This is a genomic window from Agromyces humi, from assembly GCF_009720255.1.
Lineage (GTDB): Bacteria > Actinomycetota > Actinomycetes > Actinomycetales > Microbacteriaceae > Agromyces > Agromyces humi.
Genome location: NZ_WJSP02000411.1, coordinates 1 through 3,093, shown reverse-complemented (window position 1 = coordinate 3,093; position 3,093 = coordinate 1). Strand labels below are relative to the sequence as shown.

Sequence of the window (3,093 nt, the reverse complement as noted above, 5' to 3'; positions counted from 1 at the left end):
CGCCAGGTATTGCCCGCCGATCCGGTGAGCAGCAGCGGACGGCGAGACCGAATCGTCGGCGACCGGATGGAACGATCGGCATTGTGGGCGCGACCGCTCGAGTCAACCGAAGCGACGCGCACTCGATGGTGCGCTGGACGGTGTGCAGGGTGAAGGCCGTCGACGAGGCGCTCACCGAAGCGGCCTACGCGGAGGCTTAGTGGCTGACCGAGTTGACCGTCGACGCCTACGGCGACCTCTGGCCCGGATGCCCCGTGGTGTTCGGCGTATGGGACTGGTGGTACCCCGACGCGGCCGGGTACGTGGTGGTGGATCCGGCCTACCCGTACGACCTCGACGTCATGGAGTTCGAGGGCCGGCCCCTCGCCGTGAAGTCGCTGCCCTGCATCCTCGAGTGACGGCGACCGCCGACTACGCTGGCCGCATGTCGGATCACGCAGTGGGCGCCTTCCCGGTCGCCGTCGCGCAGTTCGCGCCCGGCGCCGACGCCGCCGCCAACCTCGCCGAGATCGAGCGGCTCGCCGAGCTGGCCGCCGCGCGGGGCGCGCGCCTCCTCGTCTTCCCCGAGTACTCGAGCTACTTCACCCCCGAACCCGGCTGGGACTGGCAGGCGGCCGCCGAGGAGGTCGGCGGTCGCTTCACCGAGCAGCTCGGCGCCATCGCGACCCGGCTCGGCGTCCACCTGGTCGCGGGCATGATCGAGCGGCTCGGCGGCGACGAGCGCCGTGTCGGCAACACCGTCGTCGCGGTCGCTCCGCGGGACGGGGTGGTGGCGCGGTACCGCAAGCTCCACCTGTACGACGCGTTCGGGCAGCGCGAGTCGGAATGGGTGGCGCCGGGCGACGTGACCGCCCCCGAGCTGTTCGAGGCCGGAGGCATCCGCTTCGGGCTGCAGACCTGCTACGACGCCCGGTTCCCCGAGGTCACCCGCCGCATCGTCGACGCCGGCGCCGACGTCGTGTGCATGCCGGCGGAATGGGTGCGCGGTCCGCTGAAGGAGGCGCACTGGCGCGTGCTGACCACGGCACGCGCCCTCGAGAACACGATGTACGTCGTCGCGGCCGACCACGCGCCGCCCGTCGGCGCCGGCAACAGCATGATCGTCGACCCGATGGGCGTCGAGCTCGCCACGATCGGCGAGGCCACGGATGTCGCGGTGGCCTGGGTCTCGCGGGAGCGGATCGACGCGGTGCGCCGAGTCAACCCGGCGCTCGCGCTCCGACGCTTCGACGTGACGGAGCGCATCACCCCGCGGTGAGCCGCGCCGTGGACGACCGACGCCACGCTCGCCCGTCCCAGGTGAGGTACACGACTCGACCGGCCGTCATGGCGATGAGCAGGATGCACGACAACACCAGCAGCCACCCGATGTAGCTGAATGCCAGGCCGAGCACGCCGAATCGCAACGCCGCCTCCGCGAGGATCGGCGGGAGGACGATTCGGGCCACCTGTCCCGCGATCGCGAACGAGATCCCGGCGAGCGCCGCGCCGGGCAGCAGCGCTCGAAGGCTCACGCGTCGGTTGATCACGATCCACCCCGCGAACCACCACAGCGCGGTCCAGATCGCGACCTCGGCGATGAACTCGATCACGGGCATCGCACCGCCTCCTCGCAGGATGATGCGCGTCGCGACGATGAGCGCGACGCCGATGACGAGGGCCGCGATCGTGGCGAGCCAGCGCCAGGCGGACGTGATGCTGACCTTCGGCGTGCCCCAGATCGTCTGCAGACTCCGCTCGAGCGCACGGGCGAACGAGGTCGCGGCGATGACGAGCAGCAGCACGCCGACGATCCCCGTCAGCCGCAGCTCCTGCGCCCATGCGGGCAGTGACTTCTCCAGCATCTGCGCGGTCGCGTCGTCGAAGCCGAGATGCTCGGCGAAGATCGCGTCGGCCTGCGGCTCGAGGGTGGCGCGCAGGGCGCCCACGATGATCAGGATCGGCAGGATCGACGTGAAGACGTGCGCGGCGAGCGTCATGCCGCGATCGACGAGCTCGAGGTTGCCGAGATCCCGAACGACGCGCAACACGAACCGTCCGGACGCGGACCTGGCTCCGGTCCGCACCAGGCGATTCACGGTCGACCCAGCCATGCGGCACCTCACGAACGTGATCGGAACGCGAACGACCTCGCTCGATCTGGTCAGAGGCTAACACCGGCGCGGCGGCAGCGAGCCGATGACAACGGCACACTCGCCGCGATGTCGATCCGCACCCGAGACGGGAAGGGCATGCCGTCGATCCTCGTGACGGAGCGCATCACCCCGTGCCGAGCCGGGCCAGGCGGGCGGATGCCTCCTCGAGCACGTCGCGGCGCTTGCAGAACGCGAACCGCACGAGGCCTCGGTACGCGTCCTGGCGGTCGGGGTGCACGAACGCCGACACCGGAACGCCAACCACGCCCGCCAGGTCGGGGAGCCGACGGCAGAGCGCCGCGCCGTCGTCGTAGCCGAGCGGGCGGGCGTCCGCGACGATGAAGTACCCGGCGTCGGGCAGCGAGACCGTGAAGCCCGCGGCGATGAGGCCGTCGGCGAGCAGGTCGCGCTTCGCGCGGAGCTCAGCCGCGGCATCCGCGAACACCGCATCGGGGAGCCCGAGGCCGGTGGCGATGGCCGGCTGGAACGGTGCGCCGTTGACGAAGGTGAGGTACTGCTTCACCGCCAGCACGCTCGTGACGAGCGTGGCGGGTGCAGTGAGCCAGCCGATCTTCCAGCCGGTGGTGCTGAAGGTCTTGCCGCCTGACGAGATGGAGATCGTTCGTTCGCGGGCGTGCGGAAGCGTCGCGATCGGCGCGTGCGGCACACCGAACGTGAGGTGCTCGTACACCTCGTCGGTCACGATGATCGCGTCGTGCTGCTCGGCGAGGCGCACGATCAGCGCGAGCGTGTCGGCGTCGAGCACCGCGCCCGTCGGGTTGTGCGGTGAGTTCACGAGGATGAGGCGCGTGCGGTCGGTGACGGCCGCCTCGAGCTCGTTGATCACCGACAGCACCTCGCCCACCAGTTCGGGATCGAGGGCGCTGGTCGGCTCGTCGAAGAGCAGCAGGTCGGGCTTCAGGGCGAGCGCCCGGACGATGCCGACCCGCTGCTGCTG

5 protein-coding genes are annotated in these 3,093 nt (G+C 70.8%); 3 read left to right on the top strand and 2 right to left on the bottom strand.

The features are described 5' to 3' along the window. From GH736_RS24690 to GH736_RS20030, 3 genes are all read left to right on the top strand, one after another. Positions 1-200: hypothetical protein (locus tag GH736_RS24690; protein ID WP_203230874.1), on the top strand; the 200-nt coding region annotated here is incomplete at its 5' end. 12 nt (positions 201-212) lie between these two features. Beyond that, the gene (locus GH736_RS20035; RefSeq protein ID WP_159606467.1) at positions 213-398 is read left to right on the top strand and encodes a hypothetical protein; all 186 of its coding nucleotides are present in this window, start codon (positions 213-215) and stop codon (positions 396-398) included. A 26-nt stretch (positions 399-424) separates the two neighbouring features. After that, positions 425-1,258: a carbon-nitrogen hydrolase family protein gene (locus GH736_RS20030; RefSeq protein WP_159606465.1), complete on the top strand. Its 834-nt coding sequence runs from the start codon at positions 425-427 to the stop codon at positions 1,256-1,258. On the opposite strand, the gene GH736_RS20025 is transcribed toward GH736_RS20030, so the two are convergent. Together GH736_RS20025 and GH736_RS20020 are read right to left on the bottom strand one after the other, a co-directional pair. Further along, positions 1,245-2,030 carry a YhjD/YihY/BrkB family envelope integrity protein gene (locus GH736_RS20025; RefSeq protein WP_159606463.1) on the bottom strand — a complete coding sequence of 262 codons (786 nt, stop codon included), beginning with the start codon at positions 2,028-2,030 and terminating at the stop codon, positions 1,245-1,247. The two genes, GH736_RS20030 and GH736_RS20025, sit on opposite strands and share 14 nt — an antisense overlap. A gap of 229 nt (positions 2,031-2,259) precedes the next feature. After that, a partial coding sequence (locus GH736_RS20020; RefSeq protein ID WP_159606461.1) for an aminotransferase class I/II-fold pyridoxal phosphate-dependent enzyme occupies positions 2,260-3,093 on the bottom strand: 834 nt, incomplete at its 5' end.

Bases quoted from the DNA above. Each gene is read 5' to 3' on its own strand.
- GH736_RS20030 (WP_159606465.1), top strand. From the start codon at position 425: ATGTCGGATCACGCAGTGGGCGCCTTCCCGGTCGCCGTCGCGCAGTTC.